Origin of the sequence: Streptomyces sp. NPDC056231 (assembly GCF_048270745.1) — a bacterium.
Lineage (GTDB): Bacteria > Actinomycetota > Actinomycetes > Streptomycetales > Streptomycetaceae > Streptomyces.
Genome location: NZ_JBLVKW010000076.1, coordinates 1 through 25,997 on the forward strand (window position 1 = coordinate 1; position 25,997 = coordinate 25,997).

General features: G+C 69.4%; 31 protein-coding genes. 12 read left to right on the plus strand and 19 right to left on the minus strand.

Going from position 1 to position 25,997, the window contains the following annotated elements; translation table 11 throughout:
* The 4 genes from ACNPQM_RS35625 to ACNPQM_RS35640 form a co-directional block, all read right to left on the minus strand.
* The coding region (locus ACNPQM_RS35625) for an electron transfer flavoprotein subunit beta/FixA family protein (RefSeq protein ID WP_418087209.1) at positions 1–479 on the minus strand (479 nt) is incomplete at its 3' end.
* A gap of 201 nt (positions 480–680) precedes the next feature.
* Positions 681–1,187: a flavin reductase family protein gene (locus tag ACNPQM_RS35630; protein WP_358860626.1), complete on the minus strand. Its 507-nt coding sequence runs from the start codon at positions 1,185–1,187 to the stop codon at positions 681–683.
* Between the two features lie 42 nt (positions 1,188–1,229).
* Positions 1,230–1,373, minus strand: a complete 144-nt coding sequence (locus ACNPQM_RS35635) for a putative leader peptide (RefSeq protein ID WP_418087210.1) — start codon at positions 1,371–1,373, stop codon at positions 1,230–1,232.
* Positions 1,374–1,382: 9 nt separating this feature from the next.
* On the minus strand, positions 1,383–1,709 hold the full coding sequence (locus tag ACNPQM_RS35640; protein WP_358860625.1) for a TlpA family protein disulfide reductase: 327 nt from the start codon (positions 1,707–1,709) through the stop codon (positions 1,383–1,385).
* A 218-nt stretch (positions 1,710–1,927) separates the two neighbouring features.
* Here ACNPQM_RS35640 and ACNPQM_RS35645 point away from each other — a divergent pair, with 218 nt between their 5' ends.
* Complete coding sequence (locus ACNPQM_RS35645; RefSeq protein WP_358860624.1) at positions 1,928–2,650, plus strand: lysophospholipid acyltransferase family protein; 723 nt, start codon at positions 1,928–1,930, stop codon at positions 2,648–2,650.
* 30 nt (positions 2,651–2,680) lie between these two features.
* On the opposite strand, the gene ACNPQM_RS35650 is transcribed toward ACNPQM_RS35645, so the two are convergent.
* From ACNPQM_RS35650 to ACNPQM_RS35670, 5 genes are all read right to left on the minus strand, one after another.
* On the minus strand, positions 2,681–3,373 hold the full coding sequence (locus ACNPQM_RS35650; RefSeq protein WP_418087211.1) for a B3/4 domain-containing protein: 693 nt from the start codon (positions 3,371–3,373) through the stop codon (positions 2,681–2,683).
* A gap of 23 nt (positions 3,374–3,396) precedes the next feature.
* A complete protein-coding gene (locus ACNPQM_RS35655) occupies positions 3,397–3,996 on the minus strand; it encodes a transglutaminase domain-containing protein (protein ID WP_418087212.1) in 600 nt (199 codons plus the stop codon).
* Between the two features lie 78 nt (positions 3,997–4,074).
* Complete coding sequence (locus ACNPQM_RS35660) at positions 4,075–5,136, minus strand: threonine aldolase family protein (RefSeq protein ID WP_418087235.1); 1,062 nt, start codon at positions 5,134–5,136, stop codon at positions 4,075–4,077.
* A complete protein-coding gene (locus ACNPQM_RS35665) occupies positions 5,133–5,900 on the minus strand; it encodes an SDR family NAD(P)-dependent oxidoreductase (RefSeq protein ID WP_358860622.1) in 768 nt (255 codons plus the stop codon). Before ACNPQM_RS35665 ends, ACNPQM_RS35660 begins: the two co-directional genes overlap by 4 nt.
* Positions 5,901–5,926: 26 nt before the next feature.
* Positions 5,927–7,324: a DUF6421 family protein gene (locus tag ACNPQM_RS35670; protein WP_358860621.1), complete on the minus strand. Its 1,398-nt coding sequence runs from the start codon at positions 7,322–7,324 to the stop codon at positions 5,927–5,929.
* Positions 7,325–7,788: 464 nt separating this feature from the next.
* On the opposite strand from ACNPQM_RS35670, the gene ACNPQM_RS35675 reads away from it, so the two are divergent.
* The gene (locus tag ACNPQM_RS35675) at positions 7,789–8,439 is read left to right on the plus strand and encodes a glycerophosphodiester phosphodiesterase (protein ID WP_418087236.1); all 651 of its coding nucleotides are present in this window, start codon (positions 7,789–7,791) and stop codon (positions 8,437–8,439) included.
* 254 nt (positions 8,440–8,693) lie between these two features.
* Here ACNPQM_RS35675 and ACNPQM_RS35680 read toward each other — a convergent pair whose 3' ends face one another.
* The gene (locus ACNPQM_RS35680) at positions 8,694–9,251 is read right to left on the minus strand and encodes a GNAT family N-acetyltransferase (protein ID WP_418087213.1); all 558 of its coding nucleotides are present in this window, start codon (positions 9,249–9,251) and stop codon (positions 8,694–8,696) included.
* Positions 9,252–9,325: 74 nt separating this feature from the next.
* Here ACNPQM_RS35680 and ACNPQM_RS35685 point away from each other — a divergent pair, with 74 nt between their 5' ends.
* The 7 genes from ACNPQM_RS35685 to ACNPQM_RS35715 all read left to right on the plus strand — a co-directional run bounded on the left by ACNPQM_RS35685 (position 9,326) and on the right by ACNPQM_RS35715 (position 13,627).
* Positions 9,326–9,712, plus strand: a complete 387-nt coding sequence (locus ACNPQM_RS35685) for a VOC family protein (RefSeq protein ID WP_418087214.1) — start codon at positions 9,326–9,328, stop codon at positions 9,710–9,712.
* 152 nt (positions 9,713–9,864) lie between these two features.
* Entirely contained in the window at positions 9,865–10,464 is a 600-nt protein-coding gene (locus ACNPQM_RS35690) for a DUF5134 domain-containing protein (protein ID WP_418087215.1), read from the plus strand.
* An 86-nt stretch (positions 10,465–10,550) separates the two neighbouring features.
* Positions 10,551–11,486: a M56 family metallopeptidase gene (locus tag ACNPQM_RS35695; protein WP_418087216.1), complete on the plus strand. Its 936-nt coding sequence runs from the start codon at positions 10,551–10,553 to the stop codon at positions 11,484–11,486.
* A gap of 33 nt (positions 11,487–11,519) precedes the next feature.
* The gene (locus ACNPQM_RS35700) at positions 11,520–12,218 is read left to right on the plus strand and encodes a phosphatase PAP2 family protein (RefSeq protein WP_418087217.1); all 699 of its coding nucleotides are present in this window, start codon (positions 11,520–11,522) and stop codon (positions 12,216–12,218) included.
* A gap of 19 nt (positions 12,219–12,237) precedes the next feature.
* Complete coding sequence (locus tag ACNPQM_RS35705; RefSeq protein WP_358860615.1) at positions 12,238–12,930, plus strand: HAD family hydrolase; 693 nt, start codon at positions 12,238–12,240, stop codon at positions 12,928–12,930.
* Between the two features lie 78 nt (positions 12,931–13,008).
* A complete protein-coding gene (locus ACNPQM_RS35710) occupies positions 13,009–13,188 on the plus strand; it encodes a hypothetical protein (RefSeq protein WP_358860614.1) in 180 nt (59 codons plus the stop codon).
* 115 nt (positions 13,189–13,303) lie between these two features.
* Entirely contained in the window at positions 13,304–13,627 is a 324-nt protein-coding gene (locus tag ACNPQM_RS35715; protein ID WP_418087218.1) for a hypothetical protein, read from the plus strand.
* 111 nt (positions 13,628–13,738) lie between these two features.
* Here the strand turns inward: ACNPQM_RS35715 and ACNPQM_RS35720 are convergent, their stop codons facing one another.
* Entirely contained in the window at positions 13,739–15,229 is a 1,491-nt protein-coding gene (locus ACNPQM_RS35720) for an LVIVD repeat-containing protein (protein WP_366693659.1), read from the minus strand.
* Positions 15,230–15,405: 176 nt separating this feature from the next.
* Between ACNPQM_RS35720 and ACNPQM_RS35725 the strand changes: the two genes are divergently transcribed.
* Both ACNPQM_RS35725 and ACNPQM_RS35730 read left to right on the plus strand, forming a co-directional pair.
* Positions 15,406–16,074 (plus strand): DUF305 domain-containing protein, encoded by a 669-nt coding sequence (locus tag ACNPQM_RS35725; RefSeq protein ID WP_418087219.1) that lies wholly within the window; start codon positions 15,406–15,408, stop codon positions 16,072–16,074.
* A gap of 79 nt (positions 16,075–16,153) precedes the next feature.
* Complete coding sequence (locus tag ACNPQM_RS35730) at positions 16,154–17,536, plus strand: FAD-dependent oxidoreductase (protein ID WP_358860611.1); 1,383 nt, start codon at positions 16,154–16,156, stop codon at positions 17,534–17,536.
* Positions 17,537–17,552: 16 nt separating this feature from the next.
* On the opposite strand, the gene ACNPQM_RS35735 is transcribed toward ACNPQM_RS35730, so the two are convergent.
* The 4 genes from ACNPQM_RS35735 to ACNPQM_RS35750 form a co-directional block, all read right to left on the minus strand.
* Positions 17,553–17,921 (minus strand): ArsR/SmtB family transcription factor, encoded by a 369-nt coding sequence (locus ACNPQM_RS35735; RefSeq protein ID WP_358860630.1) that lies wholly within the window; start codon positions 17,919–17,921, stop codon positions 17,553–17,555.
* A gap of 247 nt (positions 17,922–18,168) precedes the next feature.
* Complete coding sequence (locus ACNPQM_RS35740; protein WP_418087220.1) at positions 18,169–18,687, minus strand: hypothetical protein; 519 nt, start codon at positions 18,685–18,687, stop codon at positions 18,169–18,171.
* Positions 18,688–19,167: 480 nt separating this feature from the next.
* Positions 19,168–20,079: a GlxA family transcriptional regulator gene (locus ACNPQM_RS35745; RefSeq protein WP_418087221.1), complete on the minus strand. Its 912-nt coding sequence runs from the start codon at positions 20,077–20,079 to the stop codon at positions 19,168–19,170.
* A 10-nt stretch (positions 20,080–20,089) separates the two neighbouring features.
* Positions 20,090–20,689, minus strand: a complete 600-nt coding sequence (locus tag ACNPQM_RS35750) for a cysteine hydrolase family protein (protein WP_418087222.1) — start codon at positions 20,687–20,689, stop codon at positions 20,090–20,092.
* Between the two features lie 224 nt (positions 20,690–20,913).
* Between ACNPQM_RS35750 and ACNPQM_RS35755 the strand changes: the two genes are divergently transcribed.
* Positions 20,914–21,648, plus strand: coding sequence for a class I SAM-dependent methyltransferase (locus ACNPQM_RS35755; RefSeq protein ID WP_418087223.1), 735 nt, complete (start codon positions 20,914–20,916; stop codon positions 21,646–21,648).
* A gap of 180 nt (positions 21,649–21,828) precedes the next feature.
* Here ACNPQM_RS35755 and ACNPQM_RS35760 read toward each other — a convergent pair whose 3' ends face one another.
* The 4 genes from ACNPQM_RS35760 to ACNPQM_RS35775 form a co-directional block, all read right to left on the minus strand.
* On the minus strand, positions 21,829–23,001 hold the full coding sequence (locus ACNPQM_RS35760) for a hypothetical protein (protein WP_418087224.1): 1,173 nt from the start codon (positions 22,999–23,001) through the stop codon (positions 21,829–21,831).
* A 76-nt stretch (positions 23,002–23,077) separates the two neighbouring features.
* Positions 23,078–25,180 carry a hypothetical protein gene (locus ACNPQM_RS35765; RefSeq protein ID WP_418087225.1) on the minus strand — a complete coding sequence of 701 codons (2,103 nt, stop codon included), beginning with the start codon at positions 25,178–25,180 and terminating at the stop codon, positions 23,078–23,080.
* Positions 25,181–25,368: 188 nt separating this feature from the next.
* Positions 25,369–25,554 (minus strand): DUF397 domain-containing protein, encoded by a 186-nt coding sequence (locus ACNPQM_RS35770; protein WP_418087226.1) that lies wholly within the window; start codon positions 25,552–25,554, stop codon positions 25,369–25,371.
* Positions 25,551–25,802, minus strand: coding sequence for a Scr1 family TA system antitoxin-like transcriptional regulator (locus ACNPQM_RS35775; RefSeq protein WP_418087227.1), 252 nt, complete (start codon positions 25,800–25,802; stop codon positions 25,551–25,553). Before ACNPQM_RS35775 ends, ACNPQM_RS35770 begins: the two co-directional genes overlap by 4 nt.
* Positions 25,803–25,997: the final 195 nt, after the last annotated feature.

Here is a 25,997-nt window from a genome sequence, read left to right on the forward strand (position 1 = left end):
CGACGCCCGGTCACCGTGCCGCCCTCGACCTTCACCTCGGACAGCAGCGTGACCTGCGGAACACCCAACCGCTCCGCCAGCACCGCCGGCAGCACACCCATCGCACCGTCCGTCGACGCCATGCCACAGATCACCAGGTCGTAACCCGTCTTCTCGACCGCCTTCGCCAGCACCAGCGACGTACCGATCACATCCGTACCGTGCAGATCGTCGTCCTCGACATGAACAGCCTTGTCCGCACCCATCGACAGCGCCTTGCGCAACGCGTCCTTGGCATCCTCCGGACCCACCGTCACCACAGTGATCTCCGCGTCATCCGCCTCATCAGCGATCTGCAGCGCCTGCTCCACCGCGTACTCGTCCAGCTCCGACAACAGACCGTCGACATCCTCACGGTCCAGCGTCAGATCATCCGCGAAGTGCCGGTCACCAGTGGCGTCGGGCACATACTTCACACAGACAACGATCCTCAAGCTCACGCCGGCTCTCCTACTGCATCGTCATTTCTGGGCTGCCTTGATGCACGCAGCATAGGCGCCTGATGGGGCGGATTCCGGTCGGGGCGACCGATGCTCCGAGCGAAATATTACTCGTCAGTACACCCAGTACGTTACCGATAGGCAAGCGCTTTGCCCTGTGACCTAGCCGACGCCCGGCACCCATGCGCCACGTGGGAACTCTCAGTCCCGCAACGCCGTGAAACGACCCTGATGGTAGAGAAGCGGGCGGCCGCCCCCGGCCGGATCGCCGACGACGGCCTCCGCGATCACGATCCGATGGTCCCCCGCCGGGATGCGCGCCACCACGCGGCAGACCAGCCACGCAAGCACTCCATCGAGCACTGGGACACCTTCCGGCCCGCTGCGCCAATAGGTGGACGGACCGAACCGGTCGGCGCCGCTGCGCGCAAATGTGGCGGCCAGCTCCTGCTGGTGCTCGCCCAGTATGTGGACGCCGATGTGCTCGGCCTCCGCCATGACGGGCCAACTGGAGGACGAGGTCCCCACGCCGAAGGAGATGAGCGGCGGCTCGGCGGCGACGGAGTTGAGGGAGGTCGCGGTGAAGCCGACCGGCCGGTCACCGGCGGCGGTGATCACCGCGACACCAGCGGCGTGCTGCCGGAAGACGGAGCGCAGGAGGTCGGGGGAGGCCGTGCGGGCGCTGGAGAGCTCGGGCGAAGCCGTCATGGAGATGTCCTTCTGCGAGGGAGGCATACGGGGCGTGGGTGCTCAGGCGCCCGGACAGCGCGCACTCGCGCTGCGGGCGAGGTCCACGTGGACCCGGCCGTAGAGAAGGAGTTCCGGCGGCATAGCGTCAGACTGACGATGCGTGGTCGGTACAGTCAAGAGGGTTCCGCAATGTGGGAGATGCATCACGGTCTGTCACATCGCGTGCCCCAGCGCGGCGACAACGTCGACGGTGCGGGGCTGCCCGGCCGCTCGGCGGACGATCCGGCCGGTCGCGTCGAGAACCAGCACCGTCGGCGTGCGGCTGATGTCGAGCTCGCGCACCAGAGTGAGATGCGCCTCGGCGTCGATTTCGACATGCGCGACGCCGTCGACCATTGCGGCCACCTCACCGAGGGTGCGGCGGGTGGCCCGGCAGGGCTGGCAGAAGGCGCTGGAAAACTGCACGAGAGTCGCCCGCTCCCCCAATTCCACGCCGAGTTGGGCCGCATCCAGCCTGTTCGCATGTGTCTGCCCGTCCACCGTCCGCCTCCCGTCAGAGCCCCTCGAAAAGGGTCAGCACCGTCGGTCACCGAGTCATTCCCGCCGGCCCCACGTGACGAGAATCTCGCGCCCCGCGCCCGCCGAGACTGGCCACCGCGACGGACATGGGGCACGATCGGCGCAATGCCGCAAACCTACGGCTGCGTAACTTCCGCCGGGAGAACCCTCCTCAGGCGCTGAAGAAGGGTCTTCTCCAGATGGCAGAACTCGTCTATCGGCCGGTCATCGGCGCCGCTCGCACCATGTTCAAGGCGCTGGACCTGAAGATCGACACTCAGGGTTCGGAGCACATCCCGAAGACCGGCGGTGCGGTACTGGTCAGCAACCACATCAGCTATCTCGACTTCATCTTCACCGGGCTCGCGGCGCTGCCGCAGAAGCGGCTGGTCCGCTTCATGGCGAAGGAATCGGTCTTCCGGCACAAGGTCTCCGGCCCGCTGATGCGCGGCATGAAGCACATCCCGGTCGACCGGAAGCAGGGAGAGAACGCGTATGCGCACGCGCTCGCCTCGCTGCGCTCCGGCGAGATCATCGGCGTCTTCCCCGAGGCGACCATTTCGCAGTCGTTCACGCTGAAGAGCTTCAAGTCGGGCGCGGCCCGGCTGGCCCAGGAGGCCGGCGTACCGCTGATCCCGATGGCCCTGTGGGGCACACAGCGGATCTGGACCAAGGGACGGCCGCGCAACCTCAAGCGCAGCCACATCCCGGTGACGATCCGGGTGGGTGCGCCGGTGGAGGCCCCCACCGACCAGTACGCGGGTGCGATCACCCGGCGCCTGCGAGAAGGCGTGCAGGAGCTCCTCGAAGCGGCGCAGCGCGCCTACCCGGTGCGGCCGAGGGACGCGAGCGACACCTGGTGGGTGCCGGCGCATCTCGGCGGTACGGCTCCGACGCCCGCCGAGCTGCGCGGGACCAGCTGACCTGGCCCGTTCACCACCACAGCTGAAACGTCACTCCGGGGTGCGGACGGTAATCCGCGCTCCGGGGCTCAGCTTCTCCAGCGACTCGACGAGTTCGGCGCCTGCGGCTTCGAGCTCGCGGATCGTCATCGGGGTGAGGCTCTCCAGGAGGAACACGGCGTTGACCGACTCCTCGGTGAGCCGGGTGCGTACGCCCTGCCGCCAGTTCCAGCGGCGGCAGGTGATGCCCTCGTCGTCGCACCAGACGACTTCGCCGGGCTCCGGGTGCTCCACACCCTCCTCGCCTCCCGCGACCGTGAGGAAGGGTTCCCGGCCCGTGGCGCGTACGAGGCGCATCGCACCCTTGATGCGGTCGGTGTCCTCACCGCCGACCGGGATCAGATGGGCGACGCTGATCGCGTTGTACGCATCGACCAGCAGATTGATCCGCGGCAGCCCGGCCTCGGTGAGGGCGCGCTTGGCGAGCGCCTCGGCGGAGTTGCGGGTGCGGGACGGCTTGGCGCCGAAGGCGGCGTACACGTCCCGCCAGGCGGCGACGTGGGGGTCCTCGTGCGGGGCCCTGCCGTCGAGTCGTTCGACGAGCCGTCGGGCGGCATCGTCCAGCAGGGCCGAACTGTCCTCATTGCTCGGCCCGTTGACCAGCCCGCGCGCCTCGACGGCGAGATGGGTGAAGCCGGGCGCGAGGGTGCGTACGTCGTCGGATACGGTGAGCGTCAGGGTCATCTGCTGCCTTGTCTCGGGACGGGTCAGAGCGCGGTCGGGAGCGTGCGCCACAGGTGCGTGCGGTCTTCGGCAGTCTGCAGAGCGCGGAGAACCGCCGGATGCGGTGCCGCATAGAGTACTGGATAGTCCACTCCATTGGACTCCGGCCCGACGGGCCAGGCCAGCCGCTCCTCGCCGACCGAGAACTGGGCGTCGACGCCCCGGCTGTTGCCGCGCGGGTCCTGGCGGTCCCAGCAGTCACGGCCCGGCAGGCGCACGGCGATCAGCCCGTGCAGGAAGTCCGGATTCCCGTTCTCGTCTTCGAAGCCCTGGTAGCAGAGGGCTGTCGGGATGCCTGCCGCGCGCAGCAGGGCCGCCAGCGCATGGGACTTGGAATGACAGATGCCGTTACGGGTGGCGAGGACGTCCGAGGCGCGCCAGGTGACCCTGAGATCACCCGAGTCGACGGAGTGCGGAATGGCGTCCCGGACGAACTCATAGGCCGCGCGCGCGTATGAGTATGCATCGGTGGTGCCGACGCGAAGGCGTTCGACGGTCTGCCGCACGCACGGATGCTCATGGTCGATGGCCGCATCGGCGGCGAGATAGGCGACCATATCCGGGGATTGCTGGGTCAGCTCCATGCATGCAGAGCGTACGGAAGCGACTGGCCGGAAAGCAATGACTTTCCGACCAGTCGCATATTCATGCGCAGCGTGGTGCTACTTGGCGATCTCTTCCTTCAGCGCGAGGACGAACGCGTCCACGTCGTCCTCCGTGGTGTCGAAGGAGCACATCCAGCGCACATCGCCGGCGGCCTCGTCCCAGAAGTAGAAACGGAAGCGCTTCTGGAGCCGCTCGCTCACGTCGTGCGGCAGACGCGCGAAGACGGCGTTGGCCTGGACCGGGTAGAGGATCTCGACGCCGTCCACCGCCCGAACACCCTCCGCGAGCCGCTGGGCCATGGCGTTGGCATGCCGGGCGTTGCGCAGCCACAGGTCACCGGCGAGCAGTGCCTCCAGCTGCACCGACACGAAGCGCATCTTCGATGCGAGCTGCATCGACAGCTTGCGCAGATGCTTCATGGCCCGCACGGCATCGGGGTTCAGGACGACGACGGCCTCACCGAAGAGCGCACCGTTCTTGGTGCCGCCGAACGAGAGGACGTCGACGCCGGCCTCGCTGGTGAAGGTACGCACAGGGACGTCCAGCGACGCCGCGGCGTTGGCGATCCGCGCCCCGTCGAGGTGAACCTTCATGCCGCGCTCGTGGGAGTGCTCGCAGATGGCACGGATCTCATCGGGTGTGTAGACGGTGCCGAGCTCGGTGTTCTGAGTGATCGACACGACCTGGGGCATGGCGCGGTGCTCGTCGTCCCAGCCGTATGCCTGCCGGTCGATGAGCTCGGGAGTGAGCTTGCCGTCCGGGGTCGGCACGGTGAGCAGCTTGAGGCCGCCCACGCGCTCCGGGGCGCCGCCCTCGTCCACGTTGATGTGCGCGGACTCGGCGCAGATGACCGCGCCCCAGCGGTCGGTCATCGCCTGCAGCGAGACGACATTCGCCCCGGTGCCGTTGAAGACAGGGAACGCCTCGGCGGTGGGGCCGAAGTGCCCCTTGACGATCTGCTGGAGGTTCTCGGTGTAGTCGTCCTCGCCGTAGGCGATCTGGTGACCGCCGTTGGCGAGGGCGATGGCCGCGAGGATCTCCGGGTGGGCGCCCGCGTAGTTGTCACTGGCGAAACCGCGTATCTGCGGATCGTGGTGACGTCGCGCGTCGGTCCTTATGGTTGCGGGGTCAGCCACAGACGCTTTCCGTTCACTTCGGAGGCGGGCTTGGACCAGACGCCGGCGATGGCCTCGGCCAGTTCCTTGACGTCGGTGAAGCCCGCGAACTTCGCATTCGGGCGCTCGGCGCGCATCGCGTCGTGCACCAGTGCCTTGACGATCAGGATCGCAGCCGCTGTCTTCGGCCCTTCCTCGCCCCCCGCCTTGCGGAAGGCGTCGGCGAGCGCGAGGGTCCAGGCCTCGGCGGCCGCCTTCGACGCGGCGTAGGCGGCGTTGCCCGCGGTGGGCTTGCTCGCCCCGGCCGCGCTGATCAGCAGGTAGCGGCCGCGGTCGCTGCGCTGGAGCCCTTCCTGGAAGGCCAGCGAGGTGTGCTGAACCGTGCGGATCAGCAGCTTCTCCAGGAGATCCCAGTCGGCGAGGTCGGTCTCGGCGAAGGTGGCGCTACCGCGCCAGCCGCCCACCAGGTGGACGAGACCGTCGATCCGGCCGAACTCCTTCTCGGTCTTGTCCGCCCATTCCCGGGCGGCGGCGAGGTCGAGCAGATCGACGGTGTCGCCGGTGACGGTGGCGCCGCCGTGGGCGTACCGTGCGGCGTCGACAGCCTCCGCCAGGCGGGTGGCGTCCGCGTCCGAGGCGACGACGATCGCACCAGCCTCGGCGAGCCTGAGCAGCGTCGCCCGGCCCGCCGGTCCGGCGGCTCCGGCAACGGCGATCACCGCGCCTTCCAACGCGCTGTTCCCATTGCCCTTGCCGTTTGCGTTCATGGCCACTGCCTCCTTGGAACGAGCGCTCACGCGGCTGCCTGCTCGACGTCCGCCGCGGTGATCCCCTTGGTGGAGGCAATCACATTCTTCAGCTTCTTGGCGAGCGCCTCATAGAACATGCTCAGCGGAAACTCGTCCGGAAGCACGTCGTCCACGAGCTTGCGGGGCGGCTGCGAGAGGTCCAGGGCGTCCGGACCCTTGGCCCAGACGGAGCCGGGGTGCGGGGCCAGGTAGGTCGAGACCAGGTCGTACGCGGCGAACCAGTGGACCAGCTTGGGCCGGTCGATGCCGTCGCGGTAGAGCTTCTCGATCTCACCGCAGAGCTGATTGGTGACCTGCGGGGCCCGGTCCCAGTCGATCTTCAGGGTGTTGTCGGTCCAGCGGATCACATCGTGCTTGTGGAGGTATGCGAAGAGCAGCTGGCCGCCGAGACCGTCGTAGTTGCGGACCCGCTCGCCGGTGACCGGGAAGCGGAACATGCGGTCGAACAGCACGGCGTACTGCACGTCACGGCCCTGCGCGAAGCCGTCGGCCTCCAGCTTCACGGCCTCCTTGAAGGCGGTGAGGTCGCAGCGCAGCTCCTCCAGTCCGTACATCCAGAACGGCTGGCGCTGCTTGATCATGAACGGGTCGAACGGCAGGTCACCGTGGCTGTGGGTGCGGTCGTGGACCATGTCCCAGAGCACAAATGCCTGCTCGCAGCGCTGCTGGTCGCCGACCATCCCGCGGATGTCCTCGGGCAGCTCCACGCCGAGAAGCTCGACGGAGGCCTCGGTGACGCGGCGGAAGCGGGCGGCCTCACGGTCACAGAAGATGCCGCCCCAGCTGAATCGCTCGGGGGCCTCGCGCACGGCGATCGTCTCCGGGAAGAGCACCGCGGAATTGGTGTCGTAACCGGAGGTGAAGCCCTCGAAGGTGATACCGCAGAAGAGCGGGTTGTCGTAGCGGGTGGCTTCGAGCTCGGCGAGCCATTCGGGCCAGACCATCCGCAGGACGACCGCTTCGAGATTGCGGTCCGGGTTGCCGTTCTGCGTGTACATCGCGAAGACGACCAGGTGCTGCAGACCGTCCGTGCGGTTCTTGGCGGGCTGGAAGGCGAGCAGCGAGTCCAGGAAGTCCGGCACACCGAAGCCGTCCGCCGCCCAACGGCGCAGGTCCATGACGAGAGCGCGGTGGTACGCGGCATCGTGCGGGAGCAACGGGGAAAGCTCTTCGATCGCGGCGATCACACGTTCCAGCGTCGCCAGGACGGTGTCAGGTGAGGGGGCGCCGTCGGCGTCGAAATCGATCGAACCGTCCTTCGACTGCCAGGGCCGGATCTCCTCCACGGCATCCCTGAGCGCAGGCCAGGCAGGCTGCTCAACCACCCGCTGGGCAGTAGCTATCGCGCCGACCTCGGCGTCGTGCACAAGAATTTCCGTCATCACACTTCCTCCACGGGAGAACCTCGCGTCAAGCAACCGTATCCATGTGTGGTTCTTCGAGACAAGTGAGCATCAGGAAATTATCCTGTTGACCCCCCACAGTCACCGCGATTCTTCCTGTCACATTCCGATTGCGCGACTCCTTCCGTCGGTTCCGAGCGTTACCGAACCGCCGACTGGGGCGTTCAGGCCGCGCGCGGCGCACCCCCGTACGAGTGACACAGGTCGCCGGGTCCCGGCGCCACCGGCAAGACGGATGTCATCCGCCCCCTCCCACCTGTCCGGGGACACGGCGCCACTCACCCGCGCGTGACCGGCTCCCTCCCGGGTCCGGGCCACTAGGCTGCCGAGTTGCCGTAAGCCGAGTGCCGAAGTGCCGCGTGGGCAGGAACAGCACGCGGGGATACGCCGTCGACGGAAGCGAGAGTGCCTTGACTTTTCTCACCATCGGTCATCGCGGGGTGATGGGTGTCGAGCCGGAGAACACCCTGCGGTCGTTCGTGCACGCCGAGCAGGCCGGCATGGACGCCATCGAACTGGACCTTCATCTGAGCAAGGACGGCGCACTCGCCGTCATGCACGACGCCGACGTGGACCGGACGACCGACGGCACCGGCTCGATCGCCGAGAAGACCCTGGCCGAGCTGCGGGAACTCGATGCCGGGCAGGGCGAACGGGTGCCCGTCTTCGAGGAGGTGCTCGATGCCGTGCGCTCCCCCTTGCAGGCGGAGATCAAGGATGCGGCCGCAGCCCGGGCACTGGCCGAGGTGATGCGGCGGCGCGATCTCGTCGACCGGGTCGAGGTGTCCTCGTTCCACGACGAGGCGGTCGCCGAGATCGCTCAACTGGTGCCCGGGGTACGGACCGTGCTCATCGCCAGCCGGTGGAAGAGCGATGTGGTGGACCGGGCGAAGGCGGTGGGCGCGGCGACGCTCGCACTGAACATCCGCCGCCTCACCCTGGAGGTCGTCGAGCAGGCGCACGCCGAGGGAGTGAAGGTCATCGGCTGGGTGGTGAACACCCAGGATCATCTGCGTCTGGTACGCGCTCTGGGGCTGGACGGCGCGACCACCGACTTCCCGGAGATCCGCCGCGCCGGCCGCTTCACCGCGTAGCTGGGGGAGGGCTGGCGCCCGCGCCCAACTGAACGGCGTTGGGGCCAGGGCGTGTTTCGAAAGTCCCGACCGCCAGGCGTCGTCTACGCCCTCAGGGCTGTCCCGTAATCCCTGGCGGGCACACGACGACGGCTACGGCACCTCGCCGCGTTGCCGGAACGCCCGAATACGCCCAGTATGAGGACGCCCCTCCGCCTTGCGATGCACCGCATCCGACGCCGCGCGCTGATCCTGCGGGGATGACGGGACAGCCCTCAGCCCTCCTTCAGGTCCTTGATCAGCAGTTCGAAGGCGAGATCGTCGCGCTGCGGGACGCCGAAGCGCTCGTCGCCGTAGGGGAACGGGCTCAGCTCTCCCGTACGGCGGTAGCCGCGGCGCTCGTACCAGGCGATCAGTTCCTCACGTACCGAGATCACGGTCATGTGCATCTCGGTGGCGCCCCAGCTCTCCTGGACGGTGCGTTCGGCCTCGGCGATGATCAGCTTGCCGAGGCCACCGCCCTGCAGCTCCGGGCGGACCGCGAACATCCCGAAGTAGGCGGCTTCCCCGCGGTGTTCGAGCTGACAGCAGGCGATCAGCTCGCTGTCCCGCTCCACCACGAGCAGCCGGCTGCCGGGGGTCTCGACCACCGCGCGAACCCCGTCGGGGTCGGTCCGCTGCCCCTGCAGGATGTCGGCCTCGGTGGTCCACCCCGCGCGGCTCGAGTCGCCCCGGTACGCCGATTGGATCAGCGTCACGAGCGCGGGCACATCGGCGTCCGCCGCGTCGCGGAAGGTCAGCTGTCCCGAGTCGCGGGGCGGGGCAGTGTCCATGGTGAGCCTCTCCGTTCTCTGGTGGGCCGTGCCGCAGCAGACTAACCCGCTGGTCCGCGCCTAATGTCTCGACCATGGTGCATGTGCTGAGCAGCCGGGTCCTGTTGAGCCCTACCGACCCCGAGCGGTCACGGATGTTCTACGGAGAGTCCCTCGGGCTGCCGGTGTACCGGGAGTTCGGCACCGGCCCCGAGCGCGGGACGGTGTACTTCCTGGGCGGCGGCTTCCTGGAGGTCTCCGGGCGCTCCGTCGCGCCGCCCTCGCCCGGGCTGCGGCTGTGGCTGCAGGTCGCGGACGTCCGGGCGGCGTACGAGGAACTGTCGACCCGGGGCGTCGAGGTGGAACGGCAGCCGGTGCGCGAGCCGTGGGGGCTCGTGGAGATGTGGATCTCCGATCCGGACGGGCTGCGGATCGCCGTCGTCGAAGTGCCGGAGGACCATCCGCTGCGCTATCGGCCCTGAGGGCAGTGACCCGCGACGGCGCACAACTGGCCACGCCCTTCTGCGGAATTCCTCGACGCGCTCCCCTCGTACATCAGTGCGCCGCGTACGACCTGCCGGGCCGGGGCATCGACTAGTCGACACCGACGTCGTACGCCCTGGGGAGGTGCACTGTGCACGGACCGGCGATGTCCGGCTGGCTGCTGATGACGTTATGCGGATTCACGGGCGCGTACTGCCTGCTGCGGATGCGCAGCGGGACGGAGGAGGAGCGCAGAACGGCGCGCGCCGAGGCGGTCATGGGCTTCGGCATGGCCGCGATGGCGGCGCCCGCCGCGGTCTTCCCGCCGCCCGCGTGGGGATGGGCTGTGTACGTGGTGCTGTTCGGCGGGGCTGCGTTGCGCGCCCTCTGGTTCGCCCGCCGCAATGGGCACCATCTGCACCATCTGATCGGCTCACTGGCGATGGTCTACATGGCGTTGGTGATGGCGCCGGGCAGCGGCACGGCCTCGCACGGTGCGGGCGGTGTGCAGAGTGTGCACCGCGGACATCAGATGGCGCAGGTCCCCGGTGGAGTGCCGCTGCTGACGGGGATGCTGCTGGTCTATTACGCGGCCTATGTGCTGCGGTCCGGGACGCGACTGATTCCGGTCGCCGGAGCGGGTCCCGCCGACGGGCCGACGGGAGGCGGCTGGGGCGTCCGGCCGGAGCTGGCACTTGCCTGCCGGCTGACGATGGGGATCGCCATGTTCGCGATGCTGCTCACACTGTGAGACAGCGGGTGCAGTCAATCGTGGCGTACATCACTTGCCGAGCGCAGCCATACCCGCGGGTACCGTGCCGCTCATAGGCTGACGCCATGTTGGTCTCCCTCGTGCTGCTGCTGCTCGGTGCGCTGGCCGCCGTCGTGACCCCGCGGCTGATGGCACGGGCCGAATGGCCCGAGCGCGAACCCGTGGTGGCGTTGTGGGTGTGGCAGTGCGTGGTGGCCGGGGTACTGCTGTCCTTCGGACTCTCCATGACGTTCAGCGCGGCCGCCGCCTGGCAGGCAGTGCGCGGGCAGGTGTTCGCACACGCACCTCACTCCGTGGTGGAGGCGTACGCGCTGGGCGCGTACGGGCCGTGGTCCGCCGTCATGGCCGTTCTGCTGGCACTGGGTGGTATCTGGAGCGCGGCCATGCTGACGCGGGAGATCCGCCGGGCGCAGGTGCGGCGCAGGCTGCGCCGGGCCGAACTGCTGGTCCGTTCCCCGTTGATGCCCGGCGAGGAGCCCGGAAACGGCCGGCTCATGGTGCTGGAGGGTGAGCGCCCCGATGCCTGGTGGCTGCCCGGATCGGCTCCTCAACTGGTCATCACCACTGCGGCACTTGGACGACTGAAAGGCCGTCAGCTGGATGCTGTGCTGGCCCATGAACAGGGGCACGCGCAGGCGCGGCACGACTGGCTGCTGCACTGCTCCGCAGCGCTGGCGAACGGGTTCCCGCAGGTACCGGTGTTCGCCGCTTTCCGCGACGAGATGCACCGGCTCGTCGAACTGGCAGCGGACGATGTGGCGTCACGGCGCTTCGGGCGGCTGACGATCGCTCTCGCCCTGGTCGAACTCAACGAGGACCGGGGCGTGTTCGGCCCCTGCCCGACACCGGACGCGGAACTGCCACTGCGCGTGAACCGGCTGCTGTCTCCTGTCGAGCGGCTCACCGCGGGGCGGCGGCTGCGGCTGACCGCGGCGGCCGCCCTGGTACCGGCGGTCCCGCTTCTGGTGGCCTTCGTGCCGGGACTCAGCGCGCTGGGATAGCCGGTGTCGTGGCCCGTCCGCAAGGATCACCCCATGCACTCCCCAGCCCCGTCCCCGCCCCTCTCCCCGCCGGAGCGCTCACCTGCTCCGGGAGCCGGCATCGTGTGCGGATCCCTCGCCCTGGTGCTGCTGATCCTGGTCGCCCTGCACTGGTCCCCGCTGATGTCGCTGGACCGTACGGTCGCCGACACGCTGCACCGGCGGGCGGTGGCGGAGCCGGGCCTCGTGCACATCAACCGGATCCTGACCGACTGGGTGTGGGACCCCTGGACGATGCGCACCCTGATCGCGGTCGCCGTGGTGTGGCTGTGGTGGCGCGGTGCCCGGATGCTCGCGGGGTGGGTGGCGGCGACGAGCCTGTTCGCCACCCTGCTGCAGCAGGGGCTGAAGTCCGCGGTCGGCCGGGAGCGCCCTCAGTGGCCGCACCCGGTGGACTCGGCCCACTACGCGGCGTTCCCGTCCGGTCACGCCATGACGGCGGTGGTGAGCTGTGGTCTGCTGCTGTGGCTGCTGCACCGGCACGGCGTCCGGCGGCAGGTATGGCACGCCGCGCTCGCGGTGGCGTGGGTATCGGTGATCGGTGTGGGGGTGACCCGGCTCTATCTGGGGGTGCACTGGATGACCGATGTACTGGGGGGCTGGCTGCTGGGTGCGGCGGTGGTCGCGTTCTCGATCGCCGTGTTCGCCCGGTACGAGGGACGGGAACGGGCGGCCTTGCCGCACCGCTCCTGAACGCGCGAGGATCGAACCCATGATGATCAAGGGTGTGCTCTTCGACTTCTCCGGGACCCTCTTCCGTATCGAACCAGTCCGGTCGTGGCTTTCGGCGGTCCTCGCCGAGCGGAGCATAACCGTGGCCGATGCCGACTTCGAGCGGTACGTGGCGGACCTGACGGCAGCCGGGGCGCTGCCGGGCGGCCCGAATCCACAGCGCGTTCCCGACCGGCTTGCCGCGGCGTGGGCCACGCGCGACGAGAGTACGGAACGGCACCGTGAGGCGTACATGGGACTGGCCCGCCAGGTCGCCCTGCCGGATCCGGGGCTGTACGAGGCGCTCTACAACCGGCACATGTCGCCTGCGGCGTGGCAGCCGTACCCGGACGCGGCGGAGGTGCTGGGGGCGCTGCGTGCCGCCGGGACCCGGGTCTGCGTGGTCAGCAACGTCGGCTGGGACCTGCGGCCGATCTTCCGTGCTCATGGTCTCGACGCCCTGGTCGACGCCTATGTCCTGTCGTACGAGCACGGAATCCAGAAGCCGGACCCACAGCTTTTTCACACCGCCTGCACACTTATCGGCCAGGATCCGAAGGATGTGGTGATGGTGGGTGACGATCGACACGCGGATGGCGGAGCGGCCGCGCTGGGGTGTGACGTGCGCTTCGTCGACCATCTGCCGGTGGAGGAACGGCCGGGCGGGCTACGGGCGCTCGGGCTCATTCCGTGATCCCGCGGAGGGACATGTGAGTGATGTCCCTGACGCCCAATGGGTCCGATTGTCACACCGTGGCCTTAGCCTGGTGGCATGTCCCGTTCTCCCCGCTCATCCGATTCCGTGCGCTCCGCCGCAGTGGTGAATGAAGAGATTCGCGACCTGTGGCAGCGCTCCGGCGGATGCCTCTCCCCGGACGACGAGGAGGAGTACCAGCGACTCCTTGTGGAGTGGGCCGCGGTGACCGGCGGCAGCGCGAGGTCTGCCGCGTAAGCGGTACGGGGCGGCATGCCGCTCCCCGTCCGGCCCGTGCGGCGCCCTCCGGAGGCCTGGCTTCTCCCCCGATCGTGATTTCCGGCCGTCCCCCTCCGGCGGGGGACGAGGCACCATGCAGCGTGACGGCCGGGTCCAGATCCTGGGGCTCGCCCGCTCGGATCACGATGTGATCGTTTTCCTGGAGGCTGCCGGGCTCGACGATTCAGAGCGGATTCTCGACAGCCTCGGCTGGGTCGAGTGGCCGGGTGGCCGGGCCCACCGGTACGAAGCCGCGCAGGAACGGCCGATCCCGGCGATGCCCTGCGCCGCCGGAACCAGGCAGCCACCCCGGTCGACCTGGCCCGTCGGGCATCGGTCGGGGGCCGCGTTGACGAGGGACGGCATGAACCGGTCAACGCAGGTTCAGCATGTGCCCGCCCGGCTCATCGGGCCATGAGGCCGTGCACCGCGCCAGGCTGCGACTGCTCGCCGTTTCCCGCCGGGCGAGGATCCGCCCGGCGGGAACGCGCCGTGAACGCACGGGTCCGGCGATAGCCGCACAGCCAGGTCAGTTCTCGAAGTAGTCCGGCTGCGTCTGCACATTGAGCTCCGGCATCCGCACGCGCTTCGCCGGGTCGGTCCGCCGGTCGTCGAGCCTCAGAACATCGAAGCCCTTGGCGATGTCGTTGGAGTAGATGTATCCGTTGTAGTAGTACGTCGACCAGGGGCCGGCCGTGGTGACGGCGTTCAGGTTGATGGGACCGCGCTCGAAGAACGCGATCTCCTTGGGCGCCGAGGAGTCGGTGAAGTCCCATACCGAGACTCCGCCCTGGTACCAGGCCTGGACCATCACGTCGCGGCCCTTGACCGGGATGAGCGAACCGTTGTGGGCGACGCAGACCTCGGTGGCAGCCTGCGGGCGGTCGATCTTGAAGTAGCTGCGGAAGACAAGCTTGCGGTGGTCTCCCTTGCCGACGATGTCGTAGATGCCGTCGGCGCCGCGCTTCGGCCCGATCTCCTTGTTGCAGGTGGCCGCGCCACCTCCGCCGAGCTCATCGGTGAAGACGACCTTGTCCGCCTTCTGGTTGAACGTCGCCGAGTGCCAGAACGCGAAGTTCACATTGTCCTGAACCTGGTCGATGATCTTCGGGTGCTCCGGGTCCTTGATGGAGAACAGCAGGCCGTCCCCCATGCAGGCACCGGCGGCCAGGTCCTTCGACGGCAGCACCGTGATGTCGTGGCAGCCGCTCGTCTTCGAGACCCCGGGGTTGGTGGGCGCGCCCGGGTTGCCGCCGTCCGGGAAGAGCACCGGGAAGTTCACGACCGCGGCCTTCTCGGGCGCCTTGCGCGGCACCTTGATGATGGAGATCCCGTCGTGCGGCGGCTGGCAGTCCGGGAACGCCTCGCTCGGCGAGTACGAGGAGACGTATATGTATACGTTGCTGCCGTCCGGAACCAGCGTGTGGGTGTGCGAGCCGCAGGCGGTCTCGACGGCGGCGACGTACTTCGGGTTGCGCTTGTCGCTGATGTCGAAGATCTTCATGCCCTCCCAGGAGGACTTCTCCGTGGCGGGCTGGGTGGTGCTGTTGCACGAGTTGTCGTTGCGCGAGGAGTCGGTGGACAGGAACAGCAGGTTCCCGGAGACCGAGATGTCGTTCTGGGATCCGGGGCAGAGCACCTCGGTGACGGTCTGCGGGGAACTCGGGTTGCTGATGTCGTAGATCCGGAAGCCGTCGTAATTTCCGGCGAATGCGTACTTCCCCTGGAAGGCCAGGTCCGTGTTGAGACCCTTGAGTGCGCCCTTCGGGACGTTGGCCAGGTGGGTGATGTTGTCGCTGTGGACGATCTCGTCCACACCGGGTACCTCGCCGTCCTCGATGGCGGCCGTGGCGGCAGCCTCCTGGCTTGCGGAGAGACCGGTGCGGGTGGCGGGTGAATCACCGGGGTCGGGCATTGCGGCCGCCGGTCCGGCCGTCAGCAGAGTGGCGAAGAGTCCGACTGCGGCTGCCGCCACACCCAGACGTCTGCGCCGCACTTGGGTGGTGTGCAACGAAGTCACTGCGTCCTCCCCTGTACCAAAGCGTGGTTGAACGGTTGACTGACCCCGGCAGTATCGTCCCTCTCACGGGTATCCCAACAGATGGCAACAGGAACGTAATGAAAGTGACCGACCCCTGAGGTGGCGGATGTGCGCCAAATGATCCGCTACGACCTCATGTGGCAGTGGAGGAAGCCTTGTTGATTTTCCGTCAGGTCGCTCATGTGCACAGATCTGCTGTGGTCGCTGCCGTAGCGGCAGCCGTACTCTCCCTCGCCGCGTGCGATGCGGGCGGTGACGGCCATGAGACCAAAGCGCGTGCAGGAGGCGGCCCTTCGGTCCTGGCACCGGGGAAGCCGGGAGAGCCCGCTCAGACCCTGTCCGTCGAGGAAGCCGTGAAGGCTGCCGGGAAGGACACCCCCAACTCGGCCGATTTCCGCTACATACAGATGATGATCCAGCACCACGCCCAGGCACTGGAGTTGACCGCCCTGGTGCCGTCCCGTGCCTCGTCCGCCTCGGTCAAACGACTTGCCGAGCGCATCTCCGCGGCACAGAAACCGGAGATCGGCGCCATGGAGGGATGGCTCACGCACAACGGCGGCGAGAAACGCTCGGGCGGTCACGACCACGCCGGGATGCCCGGCATGGCGACGGAGGCGCAGCTGAAGGAGTTGCGGGCGGCCGAGGGAAAGGCCTTCGACAAGCTGTTCCTGCAGCTGATGATCACCCACCACCAGGGAGCGATCACGATGGCGACCGAGGCCCTCTCGGAGGGCAACAACGTTCAGGTCGAAGAGATGGCGGACGATGTCATCGCCCAGCAGACGGTCGAGATCGACCGGATGCGCGCCCTGTCCTCCTGACGCGCCGTGCGGCCGCACCTCTCCCCTGCTCCGCCGACCGGTGGGATGCTGGAGTCACCCTTCCGGGAAGAGGTGCACCGTGCTCCGTGTCGCCGTCGTCGGCTCCGGACCCAGTGGGGTCTACACCGCCCAGTCTCTGGTCGAGCAGTCCCGGGTGCCCGATGTCCGGGTGGACGTGCTGGACCGGCTGCCCTGCCCGTACGGCCTCGTGCGGTACGGCGTCGCCCCCGACCACGAGAAGATCAAGTCGCTGCAGAACAGTCTGCGGACCGTCCTGGAGCACGAGCGGATCACCTTTCTCGGCCATGTCCAGGTGGGCGAGGACGGGCTGCCACCCGAACGGCTGAGCGAGCTCTACCATGCGGTGGTCTACTGCGTCGGGGCGGCGACGGACCGCGGTCTCGGCATTCCCGGCGAGGATCTGCCCGGCAGCCACTCGGCGACCGAGTTCGTCTCCTGGTACAGCGCACACCCCGATGCTGCTGCCAACAGCTTTGCGTTGCAGGCCCGTTCGGCCGTGGTGATCGGGGTCGGCAATGTGGCGGTCGACGTGGCGCGGATCCTCTCACGCGGCGCGGAGGAACTGCGGCCCACCGATGTGCCCCACCCGGCGCTCGGCGCGCTGGCCGGCAGCCGGGTGCGCGAGGTGCACATGGCAGGCAGGCGGGGACCGTCGCAGGCCAGGTTCACCACCAAGGAGCTGCGCGAACTGGGCGGGCTGCCGGGGACGCGGGTCATGGTGGACGGGGCGGAGCTGGCCCGCGATCCGGTGTACGCCCCCGTCGGGGCGCCGGCGGATTCACCGGTGCCGCTGCCGGCGGTGGTGCGGCGCAATATCGAGGTGCTGCGCGGGTGGGCCGAGGCCGGTGTCCCTGCCACCGGGCCGGACCCGATGCGCACGATCCACCTGCGGTTCTTTCTGCGTCCCGTCGAGCTCCTCGAACAGGACGGGCGGGTCGCCGGGGTCCGGTTCGCACGTACCGCACCGGACGGCAGCGGAGGCGTACAGGACACCGGTACGTACGAGGAGATCGACGCCCAGCTCGTCCTGCGGGCCGTCGGCTATCGGGGGCTGCCGCTGCCCGGTCTGCCGTTCGATCCGGTCCGGGGTACCGTGCCCCACCTGGCGGGGCGGGTGCTGCGTGACGGCGTGCCGTCACCCGGGGAGTATGTCGCGGGGTGGATCAAGCGGGGGCCGACCGGCGTGATCGGCTCGAACCGGCCGTGCGCGAAGGAGACGGTCGCGTCGCTGCTGGACGATGCGCCACTGCTCGAGGGGCGGCCGTCGGCCCCCGATCCGGTCGCCGCGCTGCGGGCGTGGGGGCTACGGCCGGTGGAATGGGACGGCTGGCTGTCGATCGAGCGGGCCGAGGCGGCCCTCGGGCAGTCGCTCGGCCGAGGGCCGGTGAAGATCCCGGACTGGGCAGGGCTCCTGCAGGCCGCACACAGCGACTGCCACTGAACCGCTCCGGATGGTGTCAGTCTTCGCCGAGCCGGTCCGCCTGCCGGTTCGCGGCGGCGAGAATCGCGTCGAGCAGCCCCGGGAAGAGCGTGTCCAGATCGTCGCGGCGGAGCCCGTTCATCTTGGCGGTGCCCCGGTAGGTCTGGCTGACGATGCCGCTCTCCCGCAGCACCCGGAAGTGGTGTGTGGTCGTGGACTTGGACACCGGCAGTTCGATACGGGAGCAGGTGAGCTCGTCCTCTGCGGCGGCCAGCTCACGGACCACCCGCAGCCGCATCGGGTCGGACAGCGCGTGGAGCACCGCCTCGATACGGATCTCCTCGCGGGCGGGGTGGGCGAGTACACGGGCGCCGCCGTCCGAGGCGGCGGCGCTGGTGGCGGTCACAGTGACTCCCCTGACATCGTTCCGAACGGACACCTTATCGTACGAGACCCATCGTACTTTGCCGCACGGCTGAGGCGTCCTCTCCTGCGACAGCCCGGCAGCTCGCAGCAGCTCCCAACCGGGCGTGCTCGGCGTACTGCAGACAGACTGCCTGATGCAGGTGCCCCTGCGTGTCTGAGGGCTGTCCCGTAATCCCTGGCGGGCGCAAGGGATGCGGGTTGGCCGCAACAAGGTCGACTGCGCCTGCTCAGTTCAGCCGCCGCCGGTAGTAGGCGATCGTGACGATCCCGAGCAGCGGCCCCCACAGCAGCAGTGGTGCGTAGCAGGCATCCATCACGGCAAGGGCCAGTCCTGTCGGAGCTCCCGGGGCCCCTCCGAAGCCCCGCGCGTTGGGGATCGTCAGCAGCATCAGGACGGCCGCGCCGAGGGATGCCGGGATCACGGCGGCCAGCGGCGCGACGCGCTTCCCTCCGATGAGCGGGATCCAGCGCGGTACCACCTCGCCCCACGGCTTGACCAGGCCGAGGGTGAGCAGTGTGAGCCCTTCGACGCCGAGGCTCATCGCGATGCACATGATGCTGAACCAGCCGGGGACGTGCAGTCCCTTGGTGTCGAATCCCACCGGGATGCCGAGTCCCATGGTGATCCGCCAAATCCCGGAGGGTACAGCGGTGAGGGCCGCGATGTGCGCGACTCGGACCACCCAACGGGCAGGTGGTGCGCTCTCATGGACGGCGACAGCGGCAGGTGTCCCAGACGTGACCATGGCTCCATGCTGTCCGGCGGACCGCCCCGCCGAATCATGCGCAAGGTCCAAGCCGACTCCCCCACTCGGGGGAGGAAGACGGCGTCGGACAGCCGCCGATGCGTACGGAGCGCAGCTCCCGGTCCCAGGTACGGTGCGCGGCGGCCGCGACGTCGTCGACCCCGGCGTGCGGGTCGGCGGCGACCTGAAGCGCAGTCCCCTCACGTACCCGGACGGCGAACGGAACCTGGTCTGCCGGCCCGGTCGTGACGCGGGCCCCGGTACGTTGCCGCCGTTGGAGACGTCCAGCAGATCGACGCCACGCGGCTGCAACTCCCTGGCCGGCCGTACCGTCTCGTCGACGGTCCAGCCCTCACGGTCGTCATCGACACAGCCGACGCCTGGAGTTCGCCCCGGACCGCGACTGGTTTCCGGGCACGAGCGGCGTGTGAGGTCAACGGCCCAGCGCTTCGTCCTGGACGTCACCGCCGACGCCCGGGCTCAGACCTTGCGCGCCCGTAGACGGCGCAGCATACGGGGGTCCTCGAAACCGACCGAGCGGGCGGCCACGTCGACCGTGGCGCCGTGGCTGATGAGGTGTTCGGCGCGTTCGAGGCGGAGGGTCTGCTGGTAGCGAAGTGGGGTGAGGCCTCCGGTTGCACGGGTGAAGAGACGGGTGAGGGTGCGTTCGCTGACGCCCACGGTCGCGGCCAGGGCGGACAGGGGCAGTGGCTGATCGAAGCGGGCGTCGAGCTGGTCCTGGGCGCGGTGCACGGTGTCGTCGAGGTGGGAGCGGTACCGAAGCATCGCGCTGGCCTGCGGTTCGTGGCCGTTGCGGCGGGCGTAGACGACCATGTCGCGTGCCACCTGCGCGGCGACGGCGGGGCCGTGATGGGTGGCGATCAGGTGCAGGGCCAGGTCGATACCGCTGGCGATACCGGCCGAGGTGACCACTCGGTCGTCCGCCGTGTACAGGACGTCCCGGACGACCGCCGCCTCGGGGTGGCGCCTGGCCAGTTCGTCCTGGACGTCGTGGTGGGTGGTGCACCGGCGGCCGTCGAGCAGCCCAGCCTGGCCGAGCGCCTCGGCTCCGGCGCAGACGCTGGCGACGGTGCCGCCCCTGGCGTGGTGGTCCCGGAGGGCCTGCAGGGCCGCGTCCCCGACGGCGGGGCTGTCGGCCAGGGTGAGCGCCCGCCAGCCGGGGACGACGATCAGGTCGTCGGGGCCGAGGTCGGGCCAGTCCAGCCGGGCGACCAGCGGCAGGCCCTGGGCGGTGGGGACCTGCGGCTGCTCGGCGATGTAGCTGAGGGTGTACGGGTGCCCGAAGTCCGCGGCCGTGGAGAAGACCTGTGCGGGGCCGGCCAGGTCCAGCAGATGGACTCCAGGTACCAGGAAGAAGGCAATGTGGCTCACGATCCGGTCATCATGCCTTAGGCGCGGCCGCGGCCTCCAGCTGCTCGACGGTGGCGATGGTGGCGAAGCGTCCGGCGAGGGCGTACTCGGTACGCCCGATGATCTCCTCCGCGCTCAGGGTGCGGGGGTCGGCGAGCATGTCGGCGACGCTCAGGTCGGCGGGGGCGTCGCGGTGCGGGATGGGGTTGGTCGCGGTGGCGTCGATGACGAAGGTGACCCGGTAGCCGAGGTCGCTCGCGACGCGGGTGGTGGTCTCCACGCACTGCTCGGTGCGGATGCCACAGACGGTGAGCTCCTGGATGCCGCGCTGGGTGAGGAGTTGCTGCAGGCTGGTGGTGGTGAAGGCGTTGTGCGAGGTCTTGTGGAGCATCGGTTCGCCGTCCTGGCGGTCCAGTTCCTCCATCAGCCGGACGTGGCCGAGAGCGGGGTCGAAGACGTCGCCACTGCCGGGTTCACTGTGCAGCACCCACACCACCAGGTCCCCGGCCTGGCGGGCGAGCCGGACCAGGCGGCCCACCTGGTGGGCGATCTTCAGGTCGGAGATGGTCTCCCACAGGGGGCGGGCGCGGAAGGATTCCTGGACATCGATGACGATCAGTGCTCGGTTCATGTCCTGAAGTCTGTCCGGCTCGGCCGGGGTGGTGACAGGCCGCATCAGGTCCGGGTGCGGACCGATCCGGTCAGTTCACCCAGTCGTCCGTGACCGTCGGGTGATGCGTCTTGTCCACCCAGAAGCCGCCGGGCGTCAGCGCTGGGAGCCGAAACGCCCGCCGACTACGACGCGTGAGGCGGCACGTGACCCGCACCACCGGCCACTGGCTACCCTGGGCGGTGATGTTCACATCACAGGGACCCACCCTCCAAGAACTCGCGGTTCAGGCGCTGTCCTCCACAGAGCGCGGATACGACCTGCTCTCCGAGAAGTTCGACCGCACGCCGTTCCGTACCCCGGACCGCGTCCTGAAGGCGGTCGAGCACGCCCTCACCCGCCTCGGTCCTTTCGATGGGGGCCTCGACCTCTGCTGCGGCACCGGCGCCGGGATGGACGTCCTGCGGCGCCTCTGCCGGGAACGGGTCACGGGCGTCGACTTCAGCGCCGGCATGCTGGCCATGGGCCGTTCCACGCACCCGCCCACGCCGCCAGGCGGCCCGGCCCTGGACTGGGTACGAGCCGACGCCCTCGCCCTCCCCTTCCAGCCGGCCTTCGACCTGGCGGTCAGCTTCGGCGCCTTCGGCCACTTCCTGCCCGAGGAACGCCCCGGCCTGTTCGCCCAGGTGCACGCGGCACTCCGCCCGGGCGGCCGCTTTGCCTTCCCGATCGGCGCCCCGCCGCGGGTGGGCTCCCCGCTGTACTGGGCCCTGCTGGGCTTCGATACGACAATGCGTGTGCGCAACGCCCTGTGGCGGCCGCGCTTCGTCATGTACTACCGAACGTTCCGTCTCCCCGATGTGCTGGAGGACCTGACCGAGACGGGCTTCGAGGTGGAGCTGCTGCCGCTGGAGGAGCTCGGCCGACGACCGGACGGCAGCCCGAGGTGCCGCCTGGTCGTGGCACGACGGGCCCCATAGGGCGAGGGCTCACCGCCCGGGCAATCGCCGGACCCAACACCATCGAGGGGTACGCGGCCACCGTCGCCGGCGTCGAAAACATCACAGCTGCTGGTTGTCCACGGAGTACAGCACCCTGGATCGTTCCCTTACCGGTCCGATCTCGTGGTCCCGTGTCCTGGCAGCCGGCCGGAGCGACGGTCAGGAGCTGAGGAGTCCAGCATCGTCGAAGCGGCGCATCAGGGCGGGCTTGCCCCTGTGGGTCTCGCGCAGTCCGGCGGCGCGCTGGTGGAATTCGGCGCTGGTCCCGGCCCGGGCGTGGATCTCGCGGAGGTCCTTGAGCAGGGTGACGGCGATGTCGTACTGGGCGGGCTTCTTCTGTGCGATGAGGTTGTCGACGTCCCGCCATGCCTGTTCGGTGTCCCGGGCAAGCCGGGTCAGGTGTGCGTCCCGGGCCTTGCTCATCTCCAACGCCCGGGCTCGTTGGATCGCCGCTTCGGCCTCCTTCCGAAGCCGTTCGCGTTCGGTGCGGTGGCGGTTGGCGGCGTCCAGGAGTTGGGCAGCCGTGCGGCGTTCACCCGCGTTGCGGGGGCTGGGGATCGTGGCGTCGCGGTAGCGGGCCAGTAGGCGGAGGCCGGGCTGTGGCGCGGTGCCGAGCGCGGCCTTGAGGAGCAGCATGTCCTTCTCGGCGGCCGGCAATGCGGCGATCCAGGCTGCCAGGGCCTTCTTGTCCACGGCCGTCGTGGTCGCGGGCCCGCTGGTCTCCGCGGCGACAGCCAGCAGATCACCGTCCACGTGCAGGAAGTCGGCCAGCGCCCGCTGCGGGCCGGTCAGCGTCGCCAGTCCGGCGGGCACGGGAGGTTCGAGTTCGCGGGCGTACTCCCCCTCGTCGTCGTCCATCAGCTCCCAGACGGTCAGTCCGGCGAGCCAGGCCACGTACAGGGCTCGCAGGTCGCCCGCGGCAAGCTCGGCGCGCAGGCTGACGAAGGCCGAGAGCGTGTATGAGGTCTCGACGTCCCACTCTCCGCCGTCCTCCGAGGAGAGGGAGAAGTCCAACAGAGTATGCCCGGAGCGCGTCCAGGCCCGCAGCGACTCCTCGGCGCAGTACGGGGCGGCGGTCTCGGCCCGCAGCAGGGTGTCGGGCAGGCGCAGGACGAGGCGGCGGCTCCCCCAGTTCGCGTAGTAGAGGTGGGCGTCGTAGAGCTGCTCCACCATCTTCGTCGCATCGCCGCGGAAGTCTCCCCAGTGGTACTCATTGGTGAAGCTCGTGGGGGTGATCTCGGCCCGGGTGGACAGCGCATGCACTTGATCGAGCTCCTGCTCGCTCAAGGGGCGGTCGACGGCCAGGAACTCGTAGTACTGATACTCGCTCACGGCCCGCAGCGTACTAGGGAGGAACTCGCAGGAGCGCCTGCGGCCGGGCGGACCGCAGGGCTCGGGGCGACGTGGGTCAGCGGCGGCGCCTGCCTTTGGGCTTGGTGCGGCCACGGGCGCGGGCCGCGTTGAGCCGTCCCAGCTGCGCGGACTTGGCGCGCAGCGGTCCCTGGGCGAACCGTCGGAGCTGCTCGAGTCCGATGTGGTCCGGGTGGCCTGAGGTGAGGGCGGCCCGGATCACGTCCTCGGCCTGGCTCCGCCCGCCGGACAGCACGGCGTCGAGGAAGGCGTCCTCTCCATTGGTCTCCAGCAGTTGGAGCAGGCTCTCCGCGACCATGAGATGCGCTTCCGCCTCGGTCAGCTCGTCGGGGGCGAGGATGTCGCAGGCGGTGAGGACGCTGAGCGCGGTCGGGGCCAGTTCCGGGTCGGCGCGCAGGGAGCCCAGCAGCTTCTCGCCGTCTCCTCCGGGCAGCGCTGTGGCCAGGGTGTCGAGCAGCGCGGCGGCGCGTGTGCGGAACGGCGCCTGCCGTACCGCCTGCAGAAGTTGACCGTGGGCGGTTTCACAACCGCCGTGGGCGGTGGTCCAGGCAGCGAGTTCGGCGCGGGCGCTGTCGGGGTCGTAGTGCTCGGCCAGTACGCCGAGCAGCCCGGCGGCAGGGGCGTGGGCGAGTTCGCCGACGAGCGGCGCGCTGCGTCCCTCCGCGAGGAGGCGCTGCCGTACGGCATGCGTACCGAGGTCGGTGAGGCGGATCAACTCCACCGGTCGGTCGGCCAGTTCTGAGCGCAGCCGCTTCGCGCTCGCGTCGGCCTGCGGGTCGGGGGCAGAGGGGAGGCCACCGAGGAGCTCGGCGAATTCGGGCGGCATTCCGGCGGGTAGTTGCGGGGCGGGACCGAGGGTGGTTTCGGGGGAGGGCAGTGCCAGGAAGGCCGGGTCGGCCATACCCTGCTCGCGGCTGATCGCGCCGAGACGCTCCAGGACGTCCAAGACGTGGCGCAGGTCGTGGTCGGCTGACAGCAGCCAGCCCCGCTGCTGGGCCGCCGTCCCCTGCGTGAGGTCGAAGCTCATCCGGTAGGCCAGGTGGACGGAGTCCCGGAGCCGGGGCCAGGGAATCGGGTATGGAAGACTGTAGAAGGTGTTGAGGACGTCGGGCAGTACGTCCTCGTACACGTCGTACAGCAGCGAGGTGCGCCGATAGCCGTCCACGTCACCCAGCAGGGGCTCGCGCAGCTCGAAGACCGTCTCGAAGGCGCGCTGCCACAGCGCGAGCGGGTCGGCGAGCAGTGGGCGCGCCTTGGCGACCGCGTACACGCGTCCTTTCGCCACCCGGATCAGGCGGGCCTTCTTCGCCCACTCGAAGATCAGATTCAGCCGGGGCAGCTCCGCGCTCGTGCGCGGGGAGCCGGGTCGGTCCCCGGTCTCCAGGGTGGCGACGAGTTCCCTGGCGTCGGCGATCAGCAGCCGGCCGGTCTTGGTCAGTTGCCGCCCCTCCGGCCCCGCCCAGCCGGCGAGCCCCGTCAGCTGCCGGAGCAGCGGCACCTCGGCGGCCTGCGCCCGCAGCCCGTCCTCGCCGGGCAGGACAACCGGCAGCTGGGGCTCGGCCCGTTCGGATCCGGGCGGGCCGGTGCGCCGGTGCCGCGCCATGATCACGTCCAGGGCGTCGCGGTCGTACGGCACCTCGTCGCGCCGGACACGCTCGGTGAAACGCATCATCGCCGCCTGGTCGCGGACGTCCACGCCCTGCTCGGCGGCGGTCGTCGCCCAGAACTTTGCCAATCCCCAGCGCGTACGGTCCGCCATCGCCGCCTCGAACTCTCCGGCGGCGGCATCAATAGCCCGCTCCACCACGTCGAGGACGTCGCCGCGCGGGTCCGCCAGGCCCATGGCGTCCATGCACCGCAGCAGTGCGCGCAGCCCACGCGGCGCGTCCACCAGAGGCTCGCCCGGCAACCGGGTCAGCGTCCGCGGCAGCCAGTCCAGCAGGAACTCCTCCACATGCCGCGCCTGCCACAGACCCAGTCGGCCATCCGCGGTCCCGCGGTGCCGGTACTCGAGTGCCGACTCCACGACGATCGGGTCTGCCTCGCCCCCGCCCTGAGTGCAGCCCCAGTCCGCGACGCGGCGGGCAAGCTGCTCGCAGGCGGCGGCAAATTCCTCTTCGTCGTCGGGCTCGAAGAACATACGCATGATGGACGGGACGACCTCACCTCAATGGACCTGCAACCGCCCCCACGTTACCCAGCCGCCCCGCACTGCGGCACGGCTCCGTCCTGCAGAATCCGTCCGGCACAAGTTTCGAGCAGCAGTGCAACGCATGAGCCCGCGCGACAAGAGTTTCGAGCGAGCCCTTGTCGCGCAGGCCGGACGATTCAAAGGGTGACGTAACCGACAAAGTTCACCCAAGCTGCCAGGCGGACGGCGAACAGCGGCCCCTCCTTCTCCTTGGAGTCCCGGACGTACACGGCACCGGGCTGGTACGCGATCTCCACGCAGCTGTCGCCCTGGGAACCGCTGTAGCTGCTCTTGAACCAGTTCAGCTCGCCGCTGGTGCTCATAGCGCTCCTCGCATCCGCGTCAACAGGTCCGCCGAGTCCGCGGGGGACAGGGCCTGTGAGCGCATCTTGGCATAGCGCATCTGCATCAGGCTGACGTCTTTACGGTCGGAGATCAGCTGCCCGGTCTGCTGCCCCTCCGAGTAGCCGAGCCACTGGTGGTCCTGAGACTCCAGGAGCTGCATCGGGCCGTCCGCGCCGACGTGGTACGGCTGTCGCAGCGGCATGATCTGGATCTCGACGTTCCACAACTCCCCGCACCGGATCAGGCGCCGACCGAGCGGGCGGAGGCGTCGACCACGGGGAGCGCGATGTACGTCGGGAAGCACCCGTACCTCGGCCGGCCCTCGCCGAGGGGTGGGGGGGGCGGGGGGGGGGGCCGGGGGGCCCCCCGCCACCCGGGCGGCCCCCGGGCGCCGCGGCCCCCCCCCCGCGGCCCGGGCACC

Bases quoted from the DNA above. Each gene is read 5' to 3' on its own strand.
- ACNPQM_RS35630 (WP_358860626.1), bottom strand. From the start codon at position 1,187: ATGACGGCTTCGCCCGAGCTCTCCAGCGCCCGCACGGCCTCCCCCGAC.
- ACNPQM_RS35635 (WP_418087210.1), bottom strand. From the start codon at position 1,373: ATGCATCTCCCACATTGCGGAACCCTCTTGACTGTACCGACCACGCAT.
- ACNPQM_RS35645 (WP_358860624.1), top strand. From the start codon at position 1,928: ATGGCAGAACTCGTCTATCGGCCGGTCATCGGCGCCGCTCGCACCATG.
- ACNPQM_RS35650 (WP_418087211.1), bottom strand. From the start codon at position 3,373: ATGACCCTGACGCTCACCGTATCCGACGACGTACGCACCCTCGCGCCC.
- ACNPQM_RS35655 (WP_418087212.1), bottom strand. From the start codon at position 3,996: ATGGAGCTGACCCAGCAATCCCCGGATATGGTCGCCTATCTCGCCGCC.
- ACNPQM_RS35665 (WP_358860622.1), bottom strand. From the start codon at position 5,900: ATGAACGCAAACGGCAAGGGCAATGGGAACAGCGCGTTGGAAGGCGCG.
- ACNPQM_RS35670 (WP_358860621.1), bottom strand. From the start codon at position 7,324: ATGACGGAAATTCTTGTGCACGACGCCGAGGTCGGCGCGATAGCTACT.
- ACNPQM_RS35675 (WP_418087236.1), top strand. From the start codon at position 7,789: ATGGGTGTCGAGCCGGAGAACACCCTGCGGTCGTTCGTGCACGCCGAG.
- ACNPQM_RS35680 (WP_418087213.1), bottom strand. From the start codon at position 9,251: ATGGACACTGCCCCGCCCCGCGACTCGGGACAGCTGACCTTCCGCGAC.
- ACNPQM_RS35685 (WP_418087214.1), top strand. From the start codon at position 9,326: ATGGTGCATGTGCTGAGCAGCCGGGTCCTGTTGAGCCCTACCGACCCC.
- ACNPQM_RS35695 (WP_418087216.1), top strand. From the start codon at position 10,551: ATGTTGGTCTCCCTCGTGCTGCTGCTGCTCGGTGCGCTGGCCGCCGTC.
- ACNPQM_RS35700 (WP_418087217.1), top strand. From the start codon at position 11,520: ATGCACTCCCCAGCCCCGTCCCCGCCCCTCTCCCCGCCGGAGCGCTCA.
- ACNPQM_RS35705 (WP_358860615.1), top strand. From the start codon at position 12,238: ATGATGATCAAGGGTGTGCTCTTCGACTTCTCCGGGACCCTCTTCCGT.
- ACNPQM_RS35710 (WP_358860614.1), top strand. From the start codon at position 13,009: ATGTCCCGTTCTCCCCGCTCATCCGATTCCGTGCGCTCCGCCGCAGTG.
- ACNPQM_RS35715 (WP_418087218.1), top strand. From the start codon at position 13,304: ATGCAGCGTGACGGCCGGGTCCAGATCCTGGGGCTCGCCCGCTCGGAT.
- ACNPQM_RS35740 (WP_418087220.1), bottom strand. From the start codon at position 18,687: ATGGTCACGTCTGGGACACCTGCCGCTGTCGCCGTCCATGAGAGCGCA.
- ACNPQM_RS35750 (WP_418087222.1), bottom strand. From the start codon at position 20,689: ATGAACCGAGCACTGATCGTCATCGATGTCCAGGAATCCTTCCGCGCC.
- ACNPQM_RS35755 (WP_418087223.1), top strand. From the start codon at position 20,914: ATGTTCACATCACAGGGACCCACCCTCCAAGAACTCGCGGTTCAGGCG.
- ACNPQM_RS35765 (WP_418087225.1), bottom strand. From the start codon at position 25,180: ATGTTCTTCGAGCCCGACGACGAAGAGGAATTTGCCGCCGCCTGCGAG.
- ACNPQM_RS35770 (WP_418087226.1), bottom strand. From the start codon at position 25,554: ATGAGCACCAGCGGCGAGCTGAACTGGTTCAAGAGCAGCTACAGCGGT.